Raw genomic sequence first — 25438 nt, 5'->3', positions numbered from 1 at the left:
TCTGGTATGTGACAAACGAAGAAAGGTAATACTAGTGGTTGACGTAAATCGTTTTAAAAGTATGCAAATCACCTTAGCTTCACCAAGTAAAGTCCGCTCATGGTCTTATGGAGAAGTTAAAAAACCTGAAACAATCAACTACCGTACACTAAAACCCGAACGCGAAGGCCTCTTTGATGAAGTCATCTTTGGCCCAACAAAAGACTGGGAATGTGCCTGTGGTAAGTACAAACGTATCCGTTACAAAGGTATCGTTTGTGACCGCTGTGGGGTCGAAGTCACACGTGCTAAAGTTCGGCGCGAACGGATGGGCCATATTGAATTAAAAGCACCCGTATCCCATATTTGGTATTTCAAGGGCATTCCATCACGGATGGGCTTGACGCTTGATATGAGTCCGCGTGCTCTTGAAGAAGTTATCTACTTTGCTGCTTACGTGGTTATTGATCCAATGGAAACCCCATTAGAAGCCAAATCCTTGCTAACGGAGCGTGAATACCGTGAAAAAGTCCAAGAATACGGTCACGGTGCTTTTGTAGCCAAGATGGGAGCAGAAGCCATTCAAGACCTCTTAAAGCGTGTTGATCTACCAGCAGAAATTGCTCTGCTTAAAGAAGAGCTAAAAACAGCTACTGGTCAAAAACGCATCAAAGCTGTCCGTCGTCTTGACGTACTTGATGCCTTCCACAAATCTGGCAACAAGCCTGAATGGATGATTCTCAATATTTTACCGGTTATCCCACCTGATTTGCGGCCGATGGTGCAATTAGATGGTGGTCGTTTTGCGGCCTCTGACTTGAATGATCTCTATCGCCGTGTGATCAACCGCAACAACCGTTTGGCCCGTCTTTTAGAATTAAATGCACCTGGTATCATTGTGCAAAATGAAAAGCGGATGTTGCAAGAAGCCGTAGATGCTTTGATTGATAATGGCCGGCGTGGTCGTCCGATTACAGGACCAGGTAGCCGTCCGCTAAAATCATTGAGCCATATGCTCAAGGGTAAACAAGGGCGTTTTCGTCAAAACTTACTTGGGAAACGTGTAGACTTCTCAGGTCGTTCGGTTATCGCGGTTGGGCCAACGCTTAAAATGTATCAATGTGGTGTGCCACGTGAAATGGCTATTGAGCTCTTTAAGCCATTTGTCATGCGCGAAATCGTAGCCCGTGAATTTGCTGGCAACGTTAAGGCTGCTAAACGGATGGTAGAACGTGGTGATGAGCGGATCTGGGATATTTTAGAGGAAGTTATCAAAGAACACCCAGTTCTTCTAAACCGCGCACCGACTCTTCACAGACTTGGTATTCAGGCTTTTGAACCTGTGCTGATTGATGGGAAAGCCCTTCGTTTGCACCCACTGGTGTGTGAAGCCTACAATGCCGATTTTGATGGTGACCAAATGGCTATCCACGTGCCACTGTCTGAAGAAGCGCAAGCTGAGGCCCGCCTCCTGATGCTTGCTGCGGAGCATATTCTTAACCCTAAAGATGGTAAACCGGTTGTTACGCCATCTCAGGATATGGTTTTGGGGAACTATTACCTCACCATGGAAGATGCTGGTCGTGAAGGCGAAGGTATGATCTTCAAGGATAAGGACGAAGCGGTGATGGCTTATCAAAATGGCTACGCTCACTTACATAGCCGGGTTGGTATTGCTGTTGATTCTATGCTAAATAAGCCATGGAAAGATAGCCAAAGGCATAAAATCTTAGTGACAACTGTTGGTAAGATTCTCTTCAATGCGATTATGCCAGAAGATTTACCCTACCTACAAGAGCCAAATAATGCTAACCTAACTGATGGAACTCCTGATCAATACTTCCTTGAACCTGGTCAAGACATCCAAGACTTGATTGATCGTTTGCCAATTAATGGGCCATTCAAGAAGAAAAACTTGGGAAATATCATCGCCGAAACCTTCAAACGTTTCCGAACAACTGAGACTTCTGCTTTCCTTGACCGTTTGAAAGACCTAGGTTACTATCACTCAACCCTTGCTGGTTTGACAGTGGGGATCGCTGATATTCCGGTGATTGACAATAAGGCTGAGATTATCGAAGCTGCTCACCACAAAGTCGAAGAAATTAATAAAGCCTTCCGGCGTGGTCTGATGACAGAAGATGATCGCTACATTGCCGTAACGACAACTTGGCGAGAAGCCAAAGAAGCGCTTGAAAAACGCTTGGTGGAAACACAAGATCCGAAAAACCCAATCGTTATGATGATGGACTCAGGAGCGCGTGGTAATATTTCGAACTTCTCCCAACTTGCCGGTATGCGTGGCTTGATGGCCGCACCAAATGGCCGCATCATGGAATTGCCAATCCTTTCGAACTTCCGCGAAGGTTTGACCGTTTTGGAAATGTTCTTCTCCACGCACGGGGCGCGTAAAGGTATGACTGATACGGCCCTTAAAACAGCCGACTCTGGTTACTTAACCCGTCGTTTGGTTGATGTGGCCCAAGACGTCATCATTCGTGAAGATGACTGTGGTACTGACCGTGGTCTTGTCATTAAGGCTATTACTGATGGCAAAGAAGTGACTGAGACCCTAGAAGAACGCCTACAAGGCCGCTACACCCGCAAATCTGTTAAACACCCTGAAACGGGTGAAGTGATTATTGGTGCCGACCAATTAATCTCTGAAGACATGGCTCGTAAGATCGTTGATGCCGGTGTCGAAGAAGTCACGATTCGTTCTGTCTTTACCTGTGCCACCCGTCACGGGGTTTGCCGCCACTGTTATGGCATTAACCTTGCGACAGGTGATGCCGTTGAAGTCGGTGAAGCAGTCGGTACAATTGCTGCGCAATCCATCGGTGAACCTGGTACACAGCTTACCATGCGTACTTTCCACACGGGTGGTGTAGCCTCTAATACCGACATCACTCAAGGTCTTCCACGTATCCAAGAAATCTTCGAAGCTCGTAACCCTAAAGGGGAAGCGGTGATTACCGAAGTTAAAGGTCGGGTTGTTGACATTGAAGAAGACGCCGCAACTCGTACCAAGAAAGTCTATGTTGAAGGTAAAACTGGTAAAGGTGAATACGTGGTACCGTTCACTGCCCGGATGAAAGTTGCTGTTGGTGATGAGATTAGCCGCGGTGCTTCCTTAACAGAAGGATCTATCCAGCCAAAACATCTCTTAGAAGTGCGCGATACACTATCTGTTGAGACCTACCTCCTTGCCGAAGTGCAAAAAGTTTACCGTAGTCAAGGGGTTGAAATCGGTGATAAGCACGTCGAAGTAATGGTCCGTCAAATGTTGCGCAAAGTACGAGTAATGGATCCAGGCGATACAGATCTTTTACCAGGCACACTTATGGACATTGCCGACTTTACCGAAGCCAACAAAGAAATTGTTATTTCTGGTGGCATTCCTGCGACATCTCGTCCGGTGCTTATGGGGATTACCAAGGCTTCGCTTGAGACCAATTCCTTCTTGTCTGCTGCATCCTTCCAAGAAACCACTCGTGTCCTTACAGATGCTGCCATCCGTGGTAAAAAAGACCATCTCCTTGGTCTTAAAGAAAATGTTATTATCGGTAAGATCATTCCAGCTGGTACTGGTATGGCGCGTTACCGAAACATTGAACCACAAGCAATTAATGATGTAGAAATCATTGACAGTGACCATTCACATGAATTTGTGGCAACGATTGAAGAAGGTAACTAAGCATCTAGAAGCTTTTATGATTGAAGAAAATTGCCCTGCTGGGACTTTTCTTCAATCTTTTTTAGTTTAGATTCGAAATATCTATAAAAAGCCCTCTGCAAGCTTTAGAGGGAAAGAGCTGTAAGCTTTTACTGATAAATGGCTCAAATGCCTGGTTTCACGCTCACTGCTTGCTCAGCGATTTTCAAAAACGGGACAATTTGGTTACAGTTGTCGGAAATGAGCAAATATTTTTATTAAACTCTCATCTTTCGATATAATGAGTAGCAGAAGGAAGAAGTTATGTATCAAGTAATCAAAATGTATGGAGATTGGGAACCTTGGTGGTTTATGGAAGACTGGCAAGAGGATATTACAGAAGAAAAAACCTATTCCAATTGGGACGAAGCGGTAAAGGCTTACCAGAAAGAGTGGTATCAAATGAAAGCACGCTTTCCCAAATACCACAGCCAAAAAAATTGGCTGGCCACTTTTTGGACCGAAGAAGAAAAACGCTGGTGTGAAAAATGCGATGACGACCTTCAGCAATACCACTCCCTCTTATTGCTAAAAGATGGAGCAGTGCTTGGACCAGAAAAGAATGCTGTTGAGATGGAACAGCGCAATGATTGCTCGGCAACTTCGTTTTGCAAACTCAATTTATAAAAAATAAGCAGGATTTTTTTAAATCTTGCTTATTTTTTTCGAATAATCTGGTAAGGAGGTTCTATGGTTAAAGGATTTACACAACAATTACTACAAGAAGCGATTGCTGCTGGAGCAGAAGATCTTTATCTTTTACCGTATAAAAAGACTTATCAGATTTACATAAAAACACTTGCGGGAAGAAAGCACCTCAGTGCACAAGCAAGCGAGCTAATGCTCCAAGTCATTAGCCATCTGAAATTCCTCTCAGGGATGAACGTTGGTGAAAAACGTAGAAGCCAGCTGGGAGCCTGTACTTATCACCTACCAGATCATCAAAAAATAAGGCTGCGCTTATCAACGGTTGGAGACTATCAAGGACGGGAAAGCTTGGTCATTCGGCTCTTACAGGATGGCTCTAGAGAATTGGCTTATTGGGGTGATGGCTGGTCACAAGTCTTAACTAAGATTAAAGGACGCGGACTCTACTTGTTTGCAGGGCCAGTGGGTTCAGGCAAAACCACATTGATGCATGCCCTTGCTCGGGAAAAGTTTGCCAAGCAGCAAATGATTGCCATTGAAGATCCCGTTGAGATCCAAAATGACAGCATGCTTCAGCTCCAAGTCAATACCACGATTGGCATGACCTATGATGAGCTCATCAAATTATCCCTTAGACATCGCCCAGATTTATTAATTATTGGTGAGATTCGTGACCCTACTACGGCTGCGGCAGCAGTTCGGGCTAGTCTAACGGGAGCTGTGGTTTTCTCAACTATTCATGCTAAGAGTATCCCCGGCGTCTTTGCCCGCCTCCTTGAATTGGGCGTTAGTCGCAAAGAGCTATCGCATACCTTATCAGCTATTATCTACCAGCGATTATTAGGAGGAAAGGGGGTCATCGATAGCTGTGCCTCAGATTATGAAAACTATTCAGGAAATGCATGGAATCAACAGATTCAAGCACTCTATGAAGAAGGTCTTATTTCAAAAGATCAATATCAAACCGAAACGCTTGACTGCTAAGGAACAATATCAACTCTTACAGCTGCTTCGTAATCTTTATGCCAGTGGCTTTAGCCTACCTGAAATGGTGCAGTTTTTGGATAAGAGCCGCTTAGTTGCACCAGCTTTTGTTCGGATAATGTATGAAGATTTAGAGGCAGGTCATAGCTTAGCTCAGATGCTAGAGCACTTAGGCTACAAAGAAGGGCTAGTCACTCAGATGAGTCTGGCTGGGGTGCATGGCAATATTCACTTATGTCTAGAGAAGATGGTCGCTTATCTCAAGCAGGTTCAAGTTGTTAAAAGACAGCTCCTTAGTGTCATGACCTATCCCTTGATATTGTTACTATTTTTACTAGTGATTATGATTGCAATGAAGCACTATCTGATACCGCAATTAGAACATCAAAGTAGGCTAATGACTTTGGTTAGTCATTTTCCGACTCTCTTTTTGCTCTCTGCGGTCGGTCTTGCTTTGGTTGGCCTTATCTTGACGTACTTTTGGAAACGAGGGAAACGCCTAAATTGGCTTACAGGGCTGAGCCGTTGGCCCTTGCTTGGTTCCTTTATTCGGCTTTACCTAACGGCTTTTTATGCAAGGGAATGGGGCCATTTGATCGGGCAGGGCTTAGAGTTAGCGACCATCTTGCAGGTCTTGGGGCAAGAACAGTCTCCGTTGATGCGAGAACTCAGTTTGGACCTGCAAGACGCCTTGGAGTCCGGCCAGGCTTTCCATGAAAAGGTTGCCACCTATCCTTTCTTTAGAAAGGAATTAGCCCTGATGATTGAATATGGAGAAGTCAAAGCAAAGCTAGGCCAAGAGTTAGAAATTTATGCTCAAGAAACCTGGCAACACTTTTTTAGCAAATGCCACCAGGCCACGCAATGGATTCAGCCCTTGATTTTTCTAGGGGTTGCTTTGATTATCGTGCTGGTCTATGCTGCTTTGCTATTACCGATGTATGAAACTATGGGAGGAATCATTTAATGACCAAACACCGCACAATGCTAAGGCTCAATAAGCCTGTTCCTGCTTTTACTCTTTTAGAAATGTTACTGGTTTTGATTGTCATCAGTGTTTTGATGCTTTTGTTTATCCCAAATTTAAGTAAGCAAAAGGCCAAGATTACAGACACTGGCAATGCTGCCGTTGTCAAGGTAGTGGAAAATCAGGCAGAATTGTATGAGCTAACGCAGGGGCAAAAAGCCAGTCTTGCGGCATTAAAGAAAGAGGGAAGCCTCAGTGATAAGCAGGTTCAGGCTTACAAGGATTATTATGAAAAACACAAAAAACAAGAACGCAAGCTTTTAGATTAACGGTTACAAGGATGATTATGCCAAACACACAAACCAAAAAACCAGCGTGCCAGATACAGGCCTTTAGCCTAGCAGAGTCCCTAGTGGTGTTATTAGTGATTACTTCAATGACTCTTCTCATCTCTGGGCCCTGGCATGACCTGCATGCCCGGGTAGAAGAACGGTTATTTTTTCTTTCCTTTGAACAATTCTACCGCCATGCGCAAAAAATGGCTGTCCTGAGCCAAAGCCAGGGCGAATTTGTCGTTAAGGACAGGGCTGTTACTTTTGAGGGGCGCAGGCTTGCCCTGCCAAGGACTATTACCGTCAAAAAGCCAATGTTGCTGCCAATCAATACGCTAGGTGGGCACCATTCCTTGGGCAAAATCCAATTTTTAACCCCTCACCAGGAAATCAGCTATCAATTAATGTTGGGAAGTGGTAATTATAAAAAGACAGAACATCAACGCCTACATACTCCTTGAGTGTCTCATTTCAGTTGGCCTCTTTGCTTATATTGCCCTAGTCTTATTGACATGCTTACAAACGCAGCAAAGGCAGGTCAACATATGGCGTCAAGAAGAAGAGGCCTTAGCAGGTGCAGTGATGGCCATTCAAACCAAGCAAGACCAGCTAGGTCTCAACGGGCATGACCTGACTATTGAAAAAACAGAACATTTCGTAAGGATTAAGGAACAGAGGAAAACGATTGTTACCATTGAAAAAATTAAACAAAAAAGTGACAGCACTAATGAATCAGAAGCAGGAGCAAAAAGTAGGCTGCAAAACAAGGGTTAAGGCCTTTACCTTAGTGGAATGCCTAGCTGCATTGCTGGTATTGAGCTCCTCGCTCATGCTATTTAGCCTCTTGAGCCGTTCCTTATTTCAGCAAATGCATGGTTTAAGGTTTCAGGACCAGGATAAGTGGCTATTATTTGTTCAACAAATGCGAGCTGAGCTTAATGGCAGCCAGCTGCAAAAGGTTCAGGATAACTACCTTTACGTGACCAAAAATGGAAAGGCGCTTCGTTTTGGTCAATTAGGCAAGGGTGATTTTCGAAAATCAGCTAGCAGTGGGAAAGGTTACAATCCCATGCTATTGGACCTAAAAGCAACGACCATGACGCTGCAAGATAAACAGCTAACCATTGATTTGGAGTGGCGCAGCGGCCTTAGGAGGACCTTTTATTATGCTTTTTAAACAAACCGTTAAAGGAGGCATCTTACTCTATGCCCTCTTAATGACCTCCTTGTTTGTCCTTGTGATTCAAGCTTATCTGTATCATTTCCACTTACAGCGCACCGCCCATCTTAGGCAGGTTGAAGCCACGCAAGCAGCTCTGATGGCTGAACTTAGCAAATCCGATTTGCAGGCAAAAACAGGAACCATCTGGTACAACCTTGGACAGGTCCACTACCAATCAAGCACAGACACTACCCAGGTCACAGTTACCACAAATTCTAAGAATAGCTATCGCTTTGATTTCGTTAAGACTGAGCAAGAGCGTTCCTTAGAGCAAGAAAGCTTGCAACCTGGCGCTAAAAGCAAGCGACCAATTTCACCAGATACACCCAGAAAAAAATAAGCAGAGCTCAGCAAAGCACCCTAACAGTTAGTTAGACTCTTATAAGCTGTTAGTCATTCTCACTTTGAAAATAGCTTGCGCGAGCCTTTCCAAAGGAAGAACACGCCTCTTTGTTGCCAGATGAGGAGATCAAGAAGGAGTGGTCCTAGTTATGGGGTTTGCTTGCTAAGGCGTCCCTCACCCAGCGGAGCTATTCTTTATATTTCTAAGAGATTCTGTTATTATAAGAGTATGAATTTTGAAAAAATCGAACAAGCTTATGAGCTTTTATTAGACAATTGCCAGCGCCTTGAAAATGAGCTTAAAACACATATTTACGATGCTTTAATTGAGCAAAATGCTTATTATTTAGGGGCTGAGGGCGCACCTGAAGCAGTTGCAGCAAATAACAAGCAGTTGCATGCTCTCCACTTAACAGCCAAAGAATGGCGACGTGTTTTCCAATTCCTATTTATAAAAGCTAATCAAACAGAGCAGCTGCAGATGAATCACCAGTTTACACCGGATAGCATTGGCTTTTTAATGACCTTTTTGATTGACCAATTAGCAGTAGCTCCGCAGGTGGATTTGCTAGAAATCGGCAGTGGGACAGGCAACCTAGCTTTTACAATTCTGCAGCAATCTACCAAAGCTATTACCTATTTGGGGATTGAACTAGATGATTTGTTAATTGATCTGGCAGCTAGTATTGCAGAAGTGATGGCTTGCCCAGTAGACTTTGTTCAAGAGGATGCTGTTCGTCCGCAAATCCTTAAAGAAAGTGATGTTATTATTAGCGATTTGCCAATTGGTTATTATCCTAATGACCAAATTGCTAAAAGGTATCAGGTGGCAAGTCCAGATGAACATACCTATGCGCATCACTTGCTGATGGAGCAATCATTAAAATATCTAAAAGCTGATGGCTTTGCTATTTTCCTAGTTCCAGCAGATTTACTGACCAGTCCTCAGAGTCCGCTCCTCAAAAAATGGTTAAAAAATGATGCTGAAATCAGAGCCTTGATTACCTTGCCAGCAAATATCTTTGGTGATAAGGCAATGCAAAAAGCGATTATTATACTACAGAAAAGTCGTTTTGTTACAGGACAGACCTTTGTTTACCCGATAAATGACCTCTCAAGCCCGGAAAACATACGGGATTTTATGACAAAATTTAAAAAATGGCAAGCGGATAGTGTAACCAAATAAAATTTTTTGTTATAATAGTAGCGCATTATAGAAAACGATTACAGGAGAGAGCAAAAATGTCAAAAACAATATCAATCAATGCAGGAAGTTCCAGTCTTAAATGGCAATTGTACAATATGCCAGAAGAAGAGGTAGTTGCTAAGGGGCTGATCGAACGTATCGGTATTGACAATGGAATTTCTACCGTAAAATTTCAAGGTAAAAGCGAACAAGAAGTGACTGATATTCCTAATCATACAGTGGCTGTTAAGATTCTTTTAGAAGACTTATTGCGTTTGCATATTATAGATGATTATTCTGAGATTACAGGAGTAGGTCACCGTGTCGTTGCTGGTGGTGAGATTTTCAAAGAATCAACAGTCATTGGCGAAAAAGAAATTCAATTAATTGAAGAATTAAGTGCCTTAGCACCGCTTCATAACCCTGCTCATGTTGCCGCTATGCGCGCATTTCAAGAAGTATTACCAAAGGTAACGAATGTAGCCGTTTTTGACACAGCCTTCCATACCTCAATGCCAGCTGTTGCCTATCGCTATCCTATTGCTAATCGTTATTATGAAGACTATCAGGTTCGTAAGTATGGTGCACATGGGACCAGCCATCAATATGTAGCCCAAGAAGCAGCCAAATTACTGGGTCGTCCACTTGAAGATACTAAAATTATCACCTGTCATATTGGTAATGGTGCCTCTATTACCGCTGTCAAAGGTGGAAAGTCAGTTGACACTTCTATGGGTTTGACACCGCTAGGTGGGATTATGATGGGGACCCGCTCTGGTGACTTAGATCCAGCTATCATTCCTTTCTTAATTGATCGCGAGCCAGAGTTGGCAGATGCCGAAAAACTCCGCAATGTTTTTAATCGTGAGTCTGGCTTACTGGGTATTTCTGGTACTTCTAGTGATATGCGTGATATTATTAGTGCCTGGGAAGCAGGCGATGAACACGCCAAATTAGCTTTTGACATGTATGTTGATCGCGTTAAAAAATATATTGGTCAATATATAGCAGTATTAAATGGTGTGGATGCCATTGTGTTTACTGCGGGAGTTGGTGAAAACTCAGATACCTTCCGTGAAGCTGTCATTAAAGACCTAACTTGCTTTGGTCTTGAGCTTGATCCAGCAAAAAATGTCTTTGGTGTCTCTGGTGATATTTCAACTGCTGATGCCAAAGTCAAAGTATTTGTTATTCCTACCGACGAGGAGCTTTGCATTGCACGTGATGTTGAGCGCTTAAAAAAATAGTCATAAGACAGGCCAGCATCGAACGTCTCTGAATAAAAGAAAAGCGCGCAAGATTTCAAGCACTTCCTTTTAAGGCTTTGGCAAGGGACGCTTGTATGAAAAGTTCAGTTTCTCCTTTTTTATCTGGTTGGATCTGTTCACTATACTTAACGAATGACTTTAGTTTACTGTCTTTTGAACGAGCTAGAATCATTCGTTTTTAAAAATGCTAAATAACAGCCTATAGTAAGCATTTTTTAAAATAGGTCATTTTTCCCATTTGCAAGTAGCAGCAGTCTCCAAGGAACGGCTTTTTAGCAGGTCAGTCTCTAAGGCGCCAGGCTAAGAAATAGTTTGGTTTTCCTCGTCCCCCTTGTAAGCAGGTCTTGTATGATCTATATATGAAGCAGCTTGGTAAGCACAATAACATTCTCCTACATCTCATCAGCACTTGACCTTAGTAGGTTACTTGGTCCTATGTAGCAGGTGTTTCATTTGAGTTGTCCTTTGGTTCAAGGGAGTTAATATTAGATTCTTTCTGATTTTTGATTTATACTTAAGCTTGTTAACTTTTATTGCTATCAAGTGACTTTTGGAAAGAGAGAGATAGGAGAATTATGAAAACAGTCTTTACAAAGATCAAATGGTTGTTGTTAGCTCTTGCTATTTTGATGGCCGAGCAGGCTCCTTTATTGTTGGTAAGAAAGGACCAACCCTTTTGGCAGACTGAGCTCATTGCTTTACTTTTATTGAGCGTTGCTGCTGCAACAGCCTATCTTGCCTATCGTTTTGGTTTCTTCAAAACGCTCAAAAGCGATGCTGTAGATGTCACTATTTTGTGGCTTGGGTTTGGTTTTGTAGCCCTCACTGTGATTAAGATGCTAGGTGGTTTGGTGCTTGTGTTGGAAAAAGGCAGCCAGGCTAATACGGCCAACCAAATGGCGCTTGAGCAGGCAGGCTTACCGCCGCTGCTGCTTATTGCTTTGGCTGTAGTGGTGGCACCCATTGTTGAAGAAACGATCTTTAGAGGCCTACTATTTGGCAAACTCTTTGGTCCAAAATCAATCTGGGGCCTTTTCTTTAGCAGTTTGGCTTTTGGCCTGCTTCATATGACAACGGACCTGACTAGTCTTGGCAGTTGGATTGTCTATGGCGGAATGGGCCTCGTTTTAGGATTTATTTATTATAAAACAGAAAAACTTCATTACAGTATCTTGCTTCATTTTTTGAATAATGGTATTTCAGTGCTCTTCATGCTCTTTTTACCACAGCTACAATAACAAGCAAGAACAGCTATGATGTGCGCAGTAAGCCCAGCAGGTTCAATGCTTTTTTGACTAACTTTCACTAACAGCAAAAAGACAGAAGTGAAGCTAGCTAGTAAAAAAATCTAAAGAGGCCCTGCGCCCCATAGTGGAACAGAACTGCTATTGAAGGGGTATTTCAGCCAAGTCTGGTAAAGAAAAAATAAAAGCAAACAAAAAAGCTGGGAATTCTCCCAGTTTTTTTACAAAACCCTGTTACCAGGACAAAGGTGTGAAATGTTAGAGCCACTGCACGTTAGCCTAAGCCCTCAAAAATGAGAGGTATTAGCACAAGTAAGCCTGCACAAGGGCTTGTCAGTTAGCTTAAGAGTCTAATAAATCCCGCCCATTCTCTCGCGTTTTTTGGCAAATCGAGTTGCTCAGTCTTTGATTGGTCGGTTACCAGCTGCCTGTTTTGCCTTGTTGATGGTGCCATCAATAGCTGCGCTAACCGAATGTGCAAAGCCCGTACGTTCAAGCTCCATGAGACCTGTGATCGTTGCCCCACCGGGGCTACAAATGTCATCAATCAATTGGCCAGGATGTTGATTGGTTGTTAAGAGTTGTTGGGCTGATGCTAGCATCGTCTCGGCTACAATCTTTTGGGCTTTTAGTTTTGGCATGCCATGCTTGAGTCCAGCTTTGGCCATGGCTTCTGCAAAATAATAGATATAAGCTGGGCTAGAGCCAGCAAGGGCAGTAAAGGTGTCAAACTGTTCCTCAGCAATCACATGAGCAGTGCCAAAGGCATTCACAAGCTCTGTCACCTGCGCTAGTAAGTCTGCTTGGACTTGTGCGTTTTCGGTGATGGCGGTGGTGCTAAGGCCGATTGTAGCATTCATGTTGGGCATAATCCGGATGAGGGGAAGTTTTTTGGCAATGAGGCTTTCGAGTTGTTTTAGTGTTACACCAGCAGCCATTGAAACCACCGCTTGTTTAAACTCCAAAGGCGCTAGGACTTCTTGAAATTGCTGCGGCTTAATGCCCAAAAAGACAATATCTACGTCATCGAGTAATGCCTGGTGTGAATTGGCGTAGGCAACACCTAATGCCTGGCTAATGTCTTTTGAGCGTTGAAGCGAGGAACCTGAGATGATCAGCTGGTGCACAGGCTGATGTTCTTGCAGACTCTGGATAATAGCGCTAGCCATTTTACCGGCTCCGATAAAGCCAATCTTCATGCTTTGACCTCCTAGTAACCTTTGATGGTATTGACGGTTGTGCGGTCTAATTTTTTAACGATAGCTTGTAAGAAAGCCTGGGCCTGGATAAAATCATCAAGAGCATAGAGTGTTTGGTGGGAGTGGATATAACGGGCACAAACACCAATGGTGGTTGATGGGACGCCATTATTTTGGAGGTGGGCTGCGCCGGCATCGGTGCCTCCTTTACCACAATAATATTGGTAGGTGATGCCTGCTTCTTCAGCTGTGGTCAAAAGGAAATCGCGCATGTCCTTGAGCATGACGTGGCCTGGATCGTAGAAGCGAATCAAGGTGCCCTCACCAATTGTTCCTTGGTCACCATAAATATCACCAGCTGGCGAACAATCAACGGCAAAGAACAACTCCGGATCAAATTGGTGCGTAGAGACATGGGCTCCTCGTAGGCCAACTTCTTCTTGGACATTGGCGCCGGCAATCAAATGGTTATTAAGGGCCTGGTCCTTGAGAGCCTCTAGGAGTTCAGTGACCATGAGCACACCATAACGATTGTCCCAGGCTTTTGAAATGACGTTCTTTTGATTGGCAGTTAAAATCGTCTCAGCTTGTGGAACAATAATATCACCCGGAGCTAGGCCAAAGCTTTCGGCTTCGGCCTTGTCGCTAAAGCCAGCATCAAAAATAATATCTGAAACAGCAGGGAGCGTTTGGCTGGCAGCTGCACCACGCAGAAAGTGAGGCGGAACAGAACCAGAAACGACTGGAATTGCTTTGCCTTGGCGTGTATAGAGTGTGAAGCGCTGTGAGCTCACAACGAGGGAATTCCAGCCGCCAATACCAACCACACTCAGGCTGCCATTAGCTTTTATCTCAGTGACCATAAAGCCGACTTCATCCATATGAGCAGCCACTAAAATCTTGGGAGCATCGACTGCTTGACTTTCCTTAATTCCAAAAATCCCGCCCAGGCCATCTGTTTCCACGCGATCAACCAGTGGCGTCATTTTTTGGCGAAGAAAATGGCGGACCTGGTGCTCATAGCCGGCAATCCCGTCTAATTCCGTAACTTCTTTGATTTTTTCAAATAATGTTGACATTGTTTACCTCTTTTCTACTCAATCGGCCAAGCCTTTTTTTCATATTTCTTTTATTTTACCACGTTCTGCTGGAAAATGAAGCTAAAGGAGGACAAAGTCTAAAGAATTGGCTGGCTCTTTGCGCAGCGATTTTTCCTAAAAAAAGGGGCTTAGGCTGATTTTCGCCACCTAGCTACTGGTAAAAAGGGCAAGCTTTATGATAAAATAGACTGTATGAACAAAGCAAAGGGAAAACAATGGGCGCTGGCACTGTCGGTGGGGATGCTTTTGGCGGCAGGACTCAGGCTCAAACAAGAATGGCAAGAAAGGCACCTGGCGCAAGTCAAGGCGCAAATTCGGGCTTACTTTGCCTCTAGAGGGCCAGTGGCTGTTCTTTATATCAATGACTTTTCCGCTAGCTTGACGCACTTGACAGGTGGTGTCGTGCTGGCTGATCAGCGTGTTTTTTTATTTAGCTATGACCACGGTCAGATAACAGAACAGGAGAAGGAAGAATGCAAGTACCAGCCTCTTATGAAGCATTAGCCCAAATCATTGACAGTGGGAGCAAATGCGTGCTTTTTTTCACGGCTGATTGGTGTCCGGACTGTCAGTTTATCGCTCCTTTGATGCCAGCTATTGAACAAGACCATCCCAATCTAAACTTTGTAGAGGTTAACCGAGATAGCTTTCTTGACTTAGCCAAAAAATGGGACATCTATGGCATTCCTAGCTTTGTGGTCATTGCAGATGGCCGAGAGCTTGGGCGCTTGGTGAATAAAAAACGCAAGACCAAGGCAGAAGTATCGGCTTTTTTAGCCCAATTTAACGAAGAGATGAAGGAAGAAAAATGATTTTTGCATATAATAAAGCACAAGTTGGCGATGTCTTAATGGTCCTTTTAGAGGACAAAAAGGACATCAAACGAGCCGTTGAACGTAAAGGCGACTTTGCCCGTGTCTATGCTTTGGAAGACGGACGGACAGTGGCTTGGAATATTTTTGAGGCGAGCCAGAAAATCGCGCTAGAAGGCCAAGGACAAGTTTTTCCAAGTGCCGCTGATATTACTCACTTAAATGCCCTGCTAGATGAAGCAGGTTTTCGTGAGCGTTTAGAAGTCCCTGTTTATCCGGTTTTTGTGGTCGGGGAGATTAAGGAAATGGTTGCCCATCCAGATAGCGATCACCTGAATATCTGTCAAGTGCAAGTGGCCCAAGACCGCGTTATTCAAATTGTTGCTGGCGCCCCTAATGCGGCTGTAGGTCTTAAAACCATCGTTGCTCTACCTGGGGCTATGATGCCAAGTGGAGCACTTATTTTCCAAGGGCAATTACGCGGCGTTGCTAGCTATGGCATGATGTGCTCCCCTAGGGAGTTAGCTTTGCCAAATGCTCCACAAAAACGGGGCATTATTGAGTTGGCTGCTGATGCGCCAGTTGGGCAAGCTTTTGCGGCCAGCAAACATTGGCAGGCCTAAAAAGCAACCAGTTAGTCAGGCAATCAGCCAGCCAGTAAGTCAGTCAGGCCCGGCCCTCTTAGTAGGAAAGATAAGGCATTTAATAATCCCATGAAAAGCCAAAAGTTTGGACAGTTAGCCTTGCTTTTTGGCTTTTTTGTTATTTCTTCTCCTTTTAGCGACTGTTTTTTCGAATAGTCAGTTAGGAGGAAAAATATGTATAATCGTGTCATACTAATAGGAAGGGCAGTCGCCACTCCAGAATTAATCAGAACCCCAAATGGCAAAGCAGTCTGCCGTTTATCACTGGCTGTTAATCGTCGTTATCGCAATGCTGATGGTGACAGACAGGTTGATTTTATTAATCTGGTCTTATGGGGAAAGCTAGCGGAAAACCTGGTTTCCTACGGTAATAAGGGCAGTTTATTATCGGTAGAAGGAGAGCTGCGCACACGCAAATATGACAAAGACGGCCAGACGGTCTATTTCACTGAGGTTTTAGGCCAGTCCTTTCAACTCTTAGAAAGTAAGGCCCAACGGGCTATGCGTGCAAATCACTTCAATCCTGACTTAGCAGACCTAGAAGTAGAAGAAGCTGAGCTCCCCTTTTAAATGCCTTTACTTGTTCTCAAAAAAAGGGGTTAGAGCGGCAGGTAAGCTTCTAAGAACAAGCCCAGTAGGTTTTCTGAGCGGATGTGGTTAGGGTTTGTGTGTTTGGGCCGCAAATCCCCTTTGTTCCCTTTTTACTTAAAACTAACGCTTTGCAAGTGCTCTCTTTTAGGCGAGTAAAACAAAAAACACTTAGCTGTGCTGACTGATCAGTATGGCTAAGTGTTTTACCCTTATGCTGTTTTATGAAAAAACAGATAATAAGCTGACTGGCCCTAACTAACTTGTTACGGGCAAGCTGAGTCAGGGTTTGAGGTGAGCTGTGCTAATCTGATTAGAGCTAATCTAATCTGAACTAATCAGAACGAATCTAATTGACCTGACTTGGTCGCTTAGGCTAGCGCAAGTCTAGCTCTGCTAATTTTTGATCAATCATGGCTAAGACAGTGGTTAAATCTTCTGGTCTTTGGACAAAGTCAAAGGCATCGCCATCAATGCGCATTTTAGGCGAAATCGCGTAATGGTCAAACCACTGCGGGTATTCGCCGTGCACTTGACGATAATAATCCAGTAAATTAGGATTGTCAGCGACTTGCTCAAAAGAGCGACCGCGTTTTTGGATGCGCTCTAGCATGGTATCAAAAGACACATCAATATAAACCAAGAGATCGGGCCGCTTTTTGGGCATGCCTTCTAGTTCTTCTAGCATATTGGCTAGTAGCTCTTGGTAGATGTGCAGTTCGGTTTCAGTGACATTGCCGTTCTTGTAATTCAATGTTAAGAAAAGTTCATCTTCAAAGATTGAGCGGTCTAAGACATTATTATCAGCGACATAGGCCTCTTTAATCGATTTGAAACGTTTGTTTAAAAAATAAATTTGTAACAAGAAAGCATATTTTTGGGGATCTTGGTAATAAAGATCTAAAACAGGATTATTATCAACTGCTTCATAAAAGACCTCTGTGCCCAGATGGTCTCCTAGAGCAGCTGCAAGGGAGCTTTTACCGGCTCCAATGGTTCCAGCTAGTACAATCAACATGAGTCTCCTTATCTCTTTAGCGGATTTGTGCAAAAATCTCCTCAACTTCGGCTAAAGTGCTAGCGCGTGAGACGGCACTGCGCACCTTAGCAGCGCCAGCTGTTCCACGAAGGTAGTGAGGTGCCAAGCCTCGAAATTCGCGGACAGCAATGGTTTCTCCTTTGAGGTTGATGAGACGTTTTAAATGTTCCGCTGCAATATCTAATTTTTTGTTAAATGGAAGTTCAGGTAAAGTTTCACCTGTTTCAAAGAAATGATTGATTTGTGTAAATAAGTAAGGGTTATTCATAGCTGCGCGCCCAATCATTACGGCATCAACACCGATCTCTTCAATCATGTATTTGGCATCGGTGACGGTTTTCACATCACCGTTACCGATGAAAGGAATTTTGGTAATGGCTTTGGCCACCCGCGCCAAGGTATCAAGGTCACAATGCCCTGTATACATTTGCTCACGGGTGCGGCCGTGCATGGCTAAGGCCGAAACACCAGCAGCTTCAGCAGCTAGGGCATTTTCCACTGCTAAGGAACTATCTGCCCAGCCGGTTCGCATTTTGACAGTTAAGGGAATGTCCAACACCGAGGTCACCTCAGAGACAATATGGTAAATCTTATCTGGATTACGCAGCCATTTTGCCCCGGCTTCATTCTTGACGACTTTATTGACAGGGCAGCCCATGTTAATGTCAACAATATCTGCTTTGGTATGGCTTTGAATAAAATCTGCGGCCCGCTTTAGCCCTTCTGCGTCACCGCCAAACAACTGGATAGACATGGGATGTTCATTGTCATCAATGTGGAGCATGTGCAGGGTTTTTTCATTATTGTAGAGCAGGCCTTTTTCTGAAACCATCTCCATAACGACAAGACCGGCTCCAAATTCTTTGGCAATGGTCCGAAAGGCCGAATTCGTAACGCCAGCCATGGGCGCAAGAACTGTTCGATGTGGGATTTCCACATTGCCAATCATAAAAGATGAATTAAGCTTGGTCATGAATCAAGGCCTCCAAATCATTTTCGGTAAACTGGTAGGTGGTTTGGCAAAATTGGCATGTAATTTCAGCGCCGTGATCCTGCGTTTTCATTTCCTGTAGATCAGTACGAGGTAAGCTCAGCAGGGCAGCTTCAAAGCGTGCTTTGGAGCAATCGCATTGAAAACTTAGCGCTTCTTCAATCAGGCGTTTGTAAGGTTCATCACCGTAGATGGCAGCAAGAAGCGCCTCAATATGGTCTTCGCTATTAAGCAAGCTTGAGATGGACGGCATGGTTTGGAGGCGTTGCTCAAACCGAGCAATTTCGTCTTCTGGTGCGCCAGGGAGTGCTTGAACTAAAAAGCCGCCAGCAACCGTGACCTGATCATTTTCATCTAATAGTACATTTAAGCCAACAGCAGAAGGAGTTTGTTCTGACTCTGTCAAAAAGTAGGCAAAGTCTTCAGCAATCTCACCAGAGACCAAGGGGGTTGTTGAGGTGTAGGGGTTACCGGTGCCGTAGTCGATAATGGAAACAAAGTGACCACTTCCCATAAAGGGTCCTACCAAAACCTCACCTGTGGCTGTTTTTTTAATTGCAACGCCTGGGTTTTGAATATACCCCTTGACGTGGCCCTTGGTGTCAGCAACAGAGATGATATGACCAAAGGAAGAATCACCGATGACTTTTACGGTGATTTTACAATCTCCTTTTTGGTTGGCTGCAAGGATTTGATTGGCAATGAGGGTCCGTCCTAGGGCAACGGTCGAAGAGGCTAAGGTCTGATGTTTTCTTTGAGCAGTTTTGACAGTTTCGCTACTATCAAGCACAAAGGCTCGAAAAGAGCCTGATTGTGAAAGTGTCTTAATCATTTTATCCATAGCTATTATTATAACATAAAGAACCCTGCCTAAGGTCAGGAAGACTCTTGAATTTTCGGTAAAAGAGTCCTTAGCTTGGCAGGGTTTTATTTACAAAAAGAGCTTAATCAATTGGTTTTGGGACGTCATCTGTTTGCATAAAGTGACTTTGAATTTTTTCTTTCCAGTACAAGTTGAGTTGCTTAATCACTAAGCTTGGCACAAACTGACTGAAAAAGTAAATATCAACACCATCTACATTTTCGAGATTCATATCAGTTAAAACGAGATCATAGTCATCTTTGATTTGGTGCATATCTACTTCATAGTGATCATGAATGGTAATATCAAAGTAATGACCAGAGTAAGCTTGGAGGAATTGTCCTGTATTGCAAGAACCCCGTTCAATGATCAAAACTCTTTGTTGAGGAATGGCATGACTGAGGCGCAAAAAGAGATTATCCCAATTAATCAACAAGAGATAGAGCAATTGACGTTGTTGTTCTTTTGAGCAGGTCAGACCACGTTTTTCAAAGGGGGATAGCAGAGCTGTTTGAAAGCCTTTTAGTAAGACAGCGTAATCGTTTGCAAAATACTCAATATAGGGTTCTCTGTAATCATAAACGAGGAAATCTTCATAGGTATCCTTATCCTGTAAAATAGTGGCATTATGGAGTAGCCGAGCAATTTCACGTTTATTGGGCATTTGAAGTGAAAATTTCTTCTCAATGCTTTCTAGTGTGCCTAGCCAAGCACTTGGTGGAATCCGGTAGTTGCTAGCTGATGTTTCGTAGTTATCCACTTGTGCATCAGTGACTAATTCTTGTTGGAGATAATGTGAAAACATTTCTGAGAGGGCACGAACGTCTAATGGTAAAGCGTAAGCCTGACTAAAGAGCTCTGCTAATTCTTGAAACTCTGGATCTGTTTCCAACTGGTCATAAAGCACCCGGCTACGGCTATAGATATGATTAATACCATGGCCTTGTGAAAAGCGAAAGAGATTGACAGCGGCAGTGATTTTCAAATGGTGAAATAGTGAGAGGTCCATTTTGCTGGCTGTTTTTTTAGCAATTAATTTAAGCAGACGTGATAAAAGCTGCTCATCGACTCGTTCATCAAAGGGCCATACATGGCTATCATAAGCTTCTGAAAAATATTTAGAATATAGTAGACGGATCTTTTCTTCTTCCCCCATGATAGAAATATTTCTAATTCCCATCACGCCAATCATACAGTCAAATCCTAATTGTAAGTATAGGTTTGTACGCTTAATAAGCCGTTTTAAGGTAGATAGGCTAATAAAGAGTTCTTCAGCCAAATCATCTAGTGCGGGAAAGGTTTGAAAAAAGAGTACCTCAATCAGACGTCAAGAGGGGGACTCTAGCAAGATAGATTGGTAAAGCTTTCTGGGGCCAAATTCATGATGATAACTAACAGTTAAGTGAGGTTCGATATAAGGAAGGCTTTGAACTTCAGGGAATGAAGCTAAGTGGGCAATTTCTGATTGCATGGTTAAAAAAGAACAGTCAAGGTGATGACAGATTTCTGAATAGTCACATTGATGATCCTTTTGGTTTAATAGCCTAGCTAAGTTAAGGTTTCGAACTTGTTGATTTGAAAAAAGGTGTTTGATGATATCCATGGATTCTCCTTAGTGATTAACGTTTTTGATGCTTTGTCAATAAGATTAGTCATTTCTAAGACTGTGAGGGAACCGCCATACTTTCGAAAGTACTCTAACAGGATGATCGGAAAACTAGCATCTTTATTCTACAGTTATTATAATGCCTCAAAAACTCATTTTATATTCATAAGTTAAAATTTTAAATGAAAAAATGAGCTCTATAAATGCAGTAATTATAATATATACTATTTTTCTCTTTTCGAAAAGTCATTAAACTAGGTTTTATGAGTTTTTTATTATAAATAATATTAGAAATAAATAATGTTTGTATGGAAATGTGGCTTAAAGGTATAAAATAGTGCTTTCAGCGCACGGATGAGAAATATTACAAAAAGGACCCAAAGTAAAAAATTTTTTAGCAAAAAGATTAAAGAGAGAAAAAGTATCCTCATCTTTGGACAGTATTTGGCCCCTTTGATTTTTGTAAGGGCAAGCTTAACTTGTTATTTTTACTTGTGTGTCAGGTGTTTCTATCAAACTTAGCTGGTCATTTATGCCCAAAACTAGCAAGCAGCCGCAATTTTTCAAACGGCCTAGTTTTCAACAAATCAAAAAACCTTATCAACAGCACTGACTTGACAGGTGAGCTTTTTAGGGCTAGCAAAGGCAAGTTCGGTCTAGTGAGATAAGGTTTTGTGAGTTAGCCTGGATAGATGATTAATTCAGGGAATAGGGCTTGTAAGATTTTGGGGGTAATGGCTTGACCGGGTCCCTTGTAGGGATAGGTGTGCATATACATTAAGGGATTAAAATTAAGTTCAATGCAGCTGCAATGAGGCTCGTTTTGGCTGGCTTTAAGGCGATAGTCTGGAATGATCAAATCAACACCGCAGACCCAAGCACCACAGGCCTGAGCCATTTGCGCAGCCAATGCTTTATAGGAAGGGTTCATCTGATCAGTCATATCTATAGAGTCACCGCCAGTTGAGATATTGGAATTACGGCGCAAGGTAACGCTCACCCCTTTAGGCAAAATGCTTGTTTCATCGTAGCCTTCTTGGGCTAACATGAGGCGCTCAATGTCGCCTAGCTTGATTTTCTCAAGCGGTGAGCGATGGTTGCTTCCCCTAAGCGGGCTCGCATTTTTTTGGGCGACCAGTTGGCGGATGGTGTGCTTTCCATCACCAACCACATTAGCCGGCACGCGCAGTAAGACAGCCTCGCATTTGCCATCAAGGACAAAGAAACGGTATTCTGTGCCAGCGACAAATTCTTCAATGATAATGGCTGAGTCTTCTGCAAAGGCAAGATCAACCGCCTTAGCAAAGTCCTTGAAAGTTGGTGGTTTTTGGAAAACCGAAATTCCCAAACCAAAGTTAGTGGATTTGGGCTTAATGACAATGGCTTGCTGTGCCAAATAGGAAAAGGCATCAATGGCTGCCTGGCGCTCGCTAAATTCCTGACCTGTCGGTGTTGGAAAACCAGCATCGCGCAGCAAACGTTTGGTGACTGACTTGTTGGCCATGGCAAGCGGAACCACAAAATTGTCCTTTGCAGTCATATTGCCATTTTTCACCAGCTCAACATGGTCTTTGAACCATAGTTTTAAAAATTGGTCATCCTCATCAAGAATTTCTAAGTTAAGCCCCTTTTGCAAAGCATCAAACATGAGTAATTGTGTTGATAACTCCATCTGCTCATAGCCTTGCAAGGCGTAGGGAATCGCTAGCGCCTCGTTTTGATAGGCTTGGCCTTTTTCTTGGCCAAAAACTTGCAGTGATTGGTTTGTGACCTCACTGACCAAGCGACCACCGATCGTCTCTTGCGGCTGCTGGCTAGCGCGAGCCATTTGCTCAACCAGCTCTTGATAGTAAGGATCAAGCCCAAAATGAGCGACCAGCTCACGCATGGCTTTTAGTAAAGGTTTGGGATTAGCTGTCTCAGGTAAGGGGGCTAGGGGATGAGCTAGTGCGATTTGTTCATTAAGGGCTTTTGCAAGGTTGAGTTCTTGGTCTGGTTTTTTCAAATCATCTAACCATAAGAAAGCCAGTAAGAGCAAGTGAAAACTATCTAAGGTTTCTTGAGTAATGCCTAGCTGCTCAAAAGGATTAAGATCAAAGGAACGAAATTCTAGGTAGGTTATGCCCTGGGTGAGGTAATCTCGGCAATGCTTGCTCCCTCGCAGGCGTACTGCTGAATAAAATTCCTTTTCTAGCGCCAGCTGTTTGCTCTGTACGGCTGCTTCAATATCGTGAACGTAGTCTTCCAAGGAGGCAAACGAAACATGGAGCTCAGCGGGATTGCTATAGCCGTAAGCCTGACTGGCTCTAAGTGATCGGACTAAGTTTTCAGGATTAGAGCTATAGAATTCTGCTTCAGCTAGCGGGGTTGCACCAAAAAGATAGGTGATGAACCACTGATAATTGAGAAATTGGCGAGCTAACTTGAGATAAAGACTATTTTGAAAATCTATCTGACTTAGATGCGGAACCAACGAATGGAGCTGCTGCTGTAGCTGTGGTCCCAAGCCCATGTTGACATGAATGCCAGAGATGGATTGGAGTTTTTTGCCATATTGCTTGGCCAGTTGTTGGCGGTAGCGAACTTCGTCTGGGTTTTTTAGCTGTGCAATAGTAATATCGTCCTCCCTAAGAAAGGGCGGCATTGATAGAGGCCAGATGTACTCGTTATTTTCGAGTGACTTACGAGCTACATTGGTAATGGCCGTGAGGCGCCGATGCGCCTGCTTTGTACTAGTGGAAATGGGGGTAATGAGTTCTAGCTGGGCTTCGCTAAAATCGGTCTGGATATAAGGATGATAGTCTCTTTGGCCTAGCGGTTTGGGATGTGCAGATTGTGCCACGTGATGCCCTGAGGACATCCGCAGCCCTTCACGTTCAATGCCAAAAGTTGCTTCCAAAATAGGAGTCCCCTTTGGCAAGTTTTGCAAGAGTTGATTTACTACCACGATGTTCTTTTTTTCTGCTTACCTTTCGTTTGTAATCATTTGTTTTAGTGTACAATTTTACAGTCGTAAATACAATTTATTACTATGGTCTTTACACAGAATACTAGCTCTTGAAGCTAGCTTAACAGCCATGCCTTTGCTTGTTAAGGAAACTAGCGGCTGTTGAGTTTCTTCTTACTTGATATTGTTGGTCAGTTTGCTTCTTCTTTAGAGGCAACTTTTAAACTTAAGCGAGTAAAGAATGCTTGCCTGATGGTGCTTGTCTAGGACGTGAGACCGCCTGGTTTTTTTCTAAAAAACGATTGAAGGGCTTTGCTCTAACTGGCAGTTCCTTCAATCGCTGTGGCCTCGCTTATCACCTTAGCTTATCACCTTAGCTTATTACCTTAGCTTATTACCTTAGCTTATTACCTTAGCTTATTACCTTAGCTTATCACCTGAGAGTCTGCGCCAGCACCATAATCGCACGTTGCTAGCTAGCTGCTAAAGTGCGGGTTAGCTATTTTCCAGCTGGTCTTGCTGATGCTTGCCCTCTTCTAAAAGGGCCTCAATGATTTTTTTATCTTGCAGCTTGACCGAGTCATTAATAGTCTCGGCAGATTTGATGATAGTTGCTTCTAGTTGTGAGCGTTTCTTGCGGCCAGCTTCAATAGCTTCAAGGATGCCCTTGTTTTGAGCAACGAGGCTCTCTGCCAGGGCTGTTACAGAAGCGACAGACAAGGTAGGGTTTTGGGCTGATTGCTCCATGGCGGGGATTGCTTCTTTGCTAGTTTCGGCTAGCATCTGTAAAGCAGTGTTATTGGCATTGACAATGGCATCGGCTGCAAGGCCAGATTTGACAGACTGTTGCAGCATGCCTAGCTGGGCAATGGATAATTTCATAGTTGGGATGGTATGACGCCGCAACATGCCCAATTTTTGCCGCATATCAGAAGAAACTTTGATCAAGTTTCGCATTTGCGGTGAGGTCGCCCAAGCGACATAGAGCCGGCTGACATATTCGGTGTGTTGTTGTTCCAAGGTATTGACCACCTCGGTGGTACGGGCTAGTTGATTGGTTAAGACATGGTAGTCAGCATCTGAAGTGGTCAGTGGGGCTAATTGTGCTTGTAATTGCTGAGCTCGCTGTGTGGCTTCGTGTTGGCTGGCCTCTAAAAAAGCAATGACACCAACCAAATTTTCAATGGATTTGGTGTTTTCTTCAATTAATAGCTGAGCTGCGATGATATTACGTGCCAAACTGTCTTCTTGTTTGACCACGACTGCGGCCATGGCATCCATCTTTTGCTCAATGGTCTGAGCATCCAAGTAGAAGTTTTGTAAGCCACTACGCCCTTGCTTAAACAGCTTTTGCAGCAAGTTTGGTTTCTTTTCCAAATCTGCTGGGCTCACATCTTTGTACTTGGCTACAAAACCATTGAGCTCTTTGTTGGCGTTTTTGAGCAACTCATCGACTTGGGGAATCTGAATTTTCTTTTGCTCCTTGAGGATATGGGTGACGGTGGTGTTGACATCATCAACGGCAGCTTGCCCAAAGTCTAACAGGACGTTTTGGTCAGCTATAAACTGGTCAACCAGAGCGGGAACCTTTTGCACAATAGCTGTTTGCTGTTCAGGTGTGAGATTGTCAAAAAAGGCAACGGGTTTAGTCGCATCTAGTTCTTGTTCGGTAATCATTTGGGTAGTGGGATCAGGTTTTGTGAGGGTTTGGTTAGCAATCTGATCACTATCAAAGTTAAATTCAGCCATAGCAGCTCCTTTTT

Annotated in this window: 25 protein-coding genes; 16 read left to right on the top strand and 9 right to left on the bottom strand. The window is 43.6% G+C overall.

Features of this window, described 5'->3' with window-relative positions; translation table 11 throughout:
- Positions 1-34: 34 nt before the first annotated feature.
- From rpoC to GWD08_RS01125, 12 genes are all read left to right on the top strand, one after another.
- Positions 35-3676: a DNA-directed RNA polymerase subunit beta' gene (gene rpoC, locus GWD08_RS01180; RefSeq protein WP_159547909.1), complete on the top strand. Its 3642-nt coding sequence runs from the start codon at positions 35-37 to the stop codon at positions 3674-3676.
- Between the two features lie 282 nt (positions 3677-3958).
- On the top strand, positions 3959-4321 hold the full coding sequence (locus GWD08_RS01175; RefSeq protein ID WP_159547911.1) for a DUF1033 family protein: 363 nt from the start codon (positions 3959-3961) through the stop codon (positions 4319-4321).
- Positions 4322-4384: 63 nt separating this feature from the next.
- On the top strand, positions 4385-5326 hold the full coding sequence (gene comGA / locus GWD08_RS01170; protein WP_159547913.1) for a competence type IV pilus ATPase ComGA: 942 nt from the start codon (positions 4385-4387) through the stop codon (positions 5324-5326).
- A complete protein-coding gene (gene comGB / locus GWD08_RS01165; RefSeq protein WP_159563949.1) occupies positions 5271-6293 on the top strand; it encodes a competence type IV pilus assembly protein ComGB in 1023 nt (340 codons plus the stop codon). The genes comGA and comGB overlap by 56 nt, the downstream gene beginning before the upstream one ends.
- Positions 6293-6622, top strand: a complete 330-nt coding sequence (comGC, locus tag GWD08_RS01160) for a competence type IV pilus major pilin ComGC (protein ID WP_269437354.1) — start codon at positions 6293-6295, stop codon at positions 6620-6622. The genes comGB and comGC overlap by 1 nt, the downstream gene beginning before the upstream one ends.
- Before the next feature lie 17 nt (positions 6623-6639).
- Positions 6640-7086 carry a competence type IV pilus minor pilin ComGD gene (comGD, locus tag GWD08_RS01155; RefSeq protein WP_159563948.1) on the top strand — a complete coding sequence of 149 codons (447 nt, stop codon included), beginning with the start codon at positions 6640-6642 and terminating at the stop codon, positions 7084-7086.
- Positions 7040-7399 (top strand): competence type IV pilus minor pilin ComGE, encoded by a 360-nt coding sequence (gene comGE, locus GWD08_RS01150; RefSeq protein ID WP_159560368.1) that lies wholly within the window; start codon positions 7040-7042, stop codon positions 7397-7399. Before comGD ends, comGE begins: the two co-directional genes overlap by 47 nt.
- Positions 7353-7802 (top strand): competence type IV pilus minor pilin ComGF, encoded by a 450-nt coding sequence (gene comGF, locus GWD08_RS01145; RefSeq protein WP_159544715.1) that lies wholly within the window; start codon positions 7353-7355, stop codon positions 7800-7802. Before comGE ends, comGF begins: the two co-directional genes overlap by 47 nt.
- Complete coding sequence (gene comGG, locus GWD08_RS01140) at positions 7792-8187, top strand: competence type IV pilus minor pilin ComGG (protein ID WP_159563947.1); 396 nt, start codon at positions 7792-7794, stop codon at positions 8185-8187. The genes comGF and comGG overlap by 11 nt, the downstream gene beginning before the upstream one ends.
- A 231-nt stretch (positions 8188-8418) precedes the next feature.
- On the top strand, positions 8419-9375 hold the full coding sequence (locus GWD08_RS01135; protein WP_159547923.1) for a class I SAM-dependent methyltransferase: 957 nt from the start codon (positions 8419-8421) through the stop codon (positions 9373-9375).
- Between the two features lie 56 nt (positions 9376-9431).
- Positions 9432-10622, top strand: a complete 1191-nt coding sequence (locus tag GWD08_RS01130; protein ID WP_159544721.1) for an acetate kinase — start codon at positions 9432-9434, stop codon at positions 10620-10622.
- Positions 10623-11218: 596 nt separating this feature from the next.
- On the top strand, positions 11219-11881 hold the full coding sequence (locus GWD08_RS01125; RefSeq protein ID WP_159563946.1) for a CPBP family intramembrane glutamic endopeptidase: 663 nt from the start codon (positions 11219-11221) through the stop codon (positions 11879-11881).
- Between the two features lie 404 nt (positions 11882-12285).
- On the opposite strand, the gene proC is transcribed toward GWD08_RS01125, so the two are convergent.
- Together proC and pepA are read right to left on the bottom strand one after the other, a co-directional pair.
- A complete protein-coding gene (gene proC / locus GWD08_RS01120) occupies positions 12286-13086 on the bottom strand; it encodes a pyrroline-5-carboxylate reductase (RefSeq protein ID WP_159563945.1) in 801 nt (266 codons plus the stop codon).
- An 11-nt stretch (positions 13087-13097) separates the two neighbouring features.
- Complete coding sequence (gene pepA / locus GWD08_RS01115; RefSeq protein WP_159563944.1) at positions 13098-14165, bottom strand: glutamyl aminopeptidase; 1068 nt, start codon at positions 14163-14165, stop codon at positions 13098-13100.
- A 213-nt stretch (positions 14166-14378) separates the two neighbouring features.
- On the opposite strand from pepA, the gene GWD08_RS01110 reads away from it, so the two are divergent.
- The 4 genes from GWD08_RS01110 (at position 14379) to GWD08_RS01095 (ending at position 16212) form a co-directional block, all read left to right on the top strand.
- Positions 14379-14690 carry a DUF4651 domain-containing protein gene (locus tag GWD08_RS01110; RefSeq protein WP_159547931.1) on the top strand — a complete coding sequence of 104 codons (312 nt, stop codon included), beginning with the start codon at positions 14379-14381 and terminating at the stop codon, positions 14688-14690.
- Positions 14660-14998 (top strand): thioredoxin family protein, encoded by a 339-nt coding sequence (locus GWD08_RS01105; RefSeq protein ID WP_159544731.1) that lies wholly within the window; start codon positions 14660-14662, stop codon positions 14996-14998. The genes GWD08_RS01110 and GWD08_RS01105 overlap by 31 nt, the downstream gene beginning before the upstream one ends.
- On the top strand, positions 14995-15621 hold the full coding sequence (gene ytpR, locus GWD08_RS01100; protein WP_159563943.1) for a YtpR family tRNA-binding protein: 627 nt from the start codon (positions 14995-14997) through the stop codon (positions 15619-15621). Before GWD08_RS01105 ends, ytpR begins: the two co-directional genes overlap by 4 nt.
- A 195-nt stretch (positions 15622-15816) precedes the next feature.
- Positions 15817-16212, top strand: coding sequence for a single-stranded DNA-binding protein (locus GWD08_RS01095; RefSeq protein WP_159544735.1), 396 nt, complete (start codon positions 15817-15819; stop codon positions 16210-16212).
- Positions 16213-16606: 394 nt separating this feature from the next.
- Here GWD08_RS01095 and GWD08_RS01090 read toward each other — a convergent pair whose 3' ends face one another.
- From GWD08_RS01090 to GWD08_RS01065, 7 genes are all read right to left on the bottom strand, one after another.
- The gene (locus tag GWD08_RS01090; protein ID WP_159563942.1) at positions 16607-17248 is read right to left on the bottom strand and encodes a deoxynucleoside kinase; all 642 of its coding nucleotides are present in this window, start codon (positions 17246-17248) and stop codon (positions 16607-16609) included.
- Between the two features lie 16 nt (positions 17249-17264).
- Complete coding sequence (dusB, locus tag GWD08_RS01085) at positions 17265-18242, bottom strand: tRNA dihydrouridine synthase DusB (RefSeq protein WP_159563941.1); 978 nt, start codon at positions 18240-18242, stop codon at positions 17265-17267.
- Positions 18229-19101: an Hsp33 family molecular chaperone HslO gene (gene hslO, locus GWD08_RS01080; RefSeq protein ID WP_159563940.1), complete on the bottom strand. Its 873-nt coding sequence runs from the start codon at positions 19099-19101 to the stop codon at positions 18229-18231. The genes dusB and hslO overlap by 14 nt, the downstream gene beginning before the upstream one ends.
- 103 nt (positions 19102-19204) lie before the next feature.
- Positions 19205-20443, bottom strand: coding sequence for an AcpB/EbpR/MafR family transcriptional regulator (locus GWD08_RS01075; RefSeq protein ID WP_280114347.1), 1239 nt, complete (start codon positions 20441-20443; stop codon positions 19205-19207).
- Positions 20444-20449: 6 nt separating this feature from the next.
- On the bottom strand, positions 20450-20725 hold the full coding sequence (locus GWD08_RS08720; RefSeq protein WP_244295462.1) for a hypothetical protein: 276 nt from the start codon (positions 20723-20725) through the stop codon (positions 20450-20452).
- A 682-nt stretch (positions 20726-21407) separates the two neighbouring features.
- Entirely contained in the window at positions 21408-23675 is a 2268-nt protein-coding gene (gene gshAB / locus GWD08_RS01070; RefSeq protein WP_159563939.1) for a bifunctional glutamate--cysteine ligase GshA/glutathione synthetase GshB, read from the bottom strand.
- Between the two features lie 495 nt (positions 23676-24170).
- A complete protein-coding gene (locus GWD08_RS01065) occupies positions 24171-25424 on the bottom strand; it encodes a toxic anion resistance protein (RefSeq protein WP_159563938.1) in 1254 nt (417 codons plus the stop codon).
- Positions 25425-25438 lie beyond the last annotated feature (14 nt).

This window comes from Streptococcus halichoeri (assembly GCF_009870755.1).
Classification (GTDB): Bacteria; Bacillota; Bacilli; order Lactobacillales; family Streptococcaceae; genus Streptococcus; species Streptococcus halichoeri.
The sequence above is the reverse complement of the archived record's forward strand: the minus strand, read 5'-3'. Positions and strand labels throughout refer to the sequence as shown.